Source organism: Acidisphaera rubrifaciens HS-AP3, assembly GCF_000964365.1.
Classification (GTDB): domain Bacteria; phylum Pseudomonadota; class Alphaproteobacteria; order Acetobacterales; family Acetobacteraceae; genus Acidisphaera; species Acidisphaera rubrifaciens.
On sequence record NZ_BANB01000003.1, the window covers coordinates 1 to 1,506 of the forward strand.

Below are 1,506 nucleotides of genomic sequence, written 5' to 3' on the forward strand. Positions count from 1 at the left end.
CGGGCGACAGGCTGCGCAGCGGCGGCAGCGCCTCCACCCGGAACCCCTCGGCGCGCACCGGCGCCAGCAGCGCGCCCTCGGCGCAGGCGCCGATCACCTCATGCCCCGCATCCCGCGCCGCGCGCATCAGCGGCAGCACGAAATGGCGCAGCGAGAAATCGACGTTGATGACTTCGATCAGCTTCATCGGGCGGCGGCCGGCTCAGCCGACCTTGGTGATCGCCCATTTGATCTGCTGCGGCCCGTCGGGATGGCCCGCCAGCACCACCTGCTCCGTCCGGCGCGGCTCCGGGCCGCCGAAATACACGCTCTCCTCCAGCATCACGCGCACGTTGTCCGCGCGCAGCCGCCAGCCGCTGCCGCCCGGCAGACGCAGCAGCACCGCCTCCTGATCCTGCTGGAGACTCGCGCTCACGGACGGGTGCAGGTGGAAGCGCAGCATGAAGGGCTGCGGGCTCGCCGCCTCCACCGCGTCCTCGCCGCGTATGTCCTCGCCGCTTTCGGCCATGTAGAGCCGGCGGCGGTGGATCGCCCCGAACGGCTTGCGCCAGCCGTCATGACTGACCTCGAGCCAGTGCGCGCCGTTCGCCTCCTGCCGCTGCACCTCCACCGTCTCGGGCCGGCGGCCGAGGCCGCCCGGGCGGAGTTCGGAGGAATTGACGTCGGCGATCGTCAGCGTCGAATGCGCCGCCGTCGCGCGCAGCGCGTCGTGCCATGGGCCGCCGCCGGCCGGCGCGGTGCCGCAGTTGACGATCAGCCGGTCGCGCCCGACCGACAATTCCATCGACAGCGTGCCGGCATGCGCCAGCCGGTCGATGCCGGCGGCGGGCGGCGCGCCGCAATCGATGATCAGCACCGACCGCCCGGCCTGCAACCGCTGGAACCCGCCATCGGGCAGCGACGACGGCCCGCGTCCCGATCGCCCGGCCTGCGTCAGCACCAGATCGACCAGCGCCGCCGTCTCCTCGCGCGTGCCGTTGAACAACGCGAGGCCGCCGTCGCCGTGGCGCATCATCCGCAACGCCAGCGCCATGCGCTCGATCGCGCCGTTCAGCACCGCCGGCGCCTGCGTCTGCGACGCCTGCAACAGGGTGCGTATCTCCGTCAGATCCTGCAGCGCCGCCAGCTGCACGCCCGGGCTGCGCTCCGCGTGGCAGCCATCGGGCAGCACCTGCCGCGCGATGTCCTGCGGCAGGAAGCGCAGCGCGCGGGCGATGTAGCCGGCATGATCGGGCAGGGCGACGGCGGCGGCGATCAGCCCCTTCAGCGCCGTCAGCGCCCGCGCGTCCAGCTCCTCCGCCGGCAGGGCGGCGGCAAGGCTGCGGGCATCGGACACCAGCCGGCCCATCAGCTTCTGACGGAACGCGTCGTCGGCCGAGGCGGCGAAGAAATCGTAATGGCCGAGCCAGGCGGTTATGCGCGCCCCGGCCACGTCCGGCCGGTGGGCGATCGCGTCGCCGCCGCCCGCGCCGATCCAGTCGGCCACCAGCGCGCGGGCGCGCAGCC

Annotated in this window: 1 protein-coding gene and 1 pseudogene; both read right to left on the bottom strand. The window is 73.6% G+C overall.

Annotation, left to right across the window (positions count from 1 at the left end; genetic code table 11):
- Positions 1 to 187: pseudogene (locus B8460_RS00050) on the bottom strand (glycosyltransferase family 4 protein); the annotation flags it as partial.
- Positions 188 to 202: 15 nt separating this feature from the next.
- Positions 203 to 1,506 (bottom strand): heparinase II/III family protein (locus tag B8460_RS00055; RefSeq protein WP_048859526.1); only part of this gene is annotated, 1,304 nt, incomplete at its 5' end.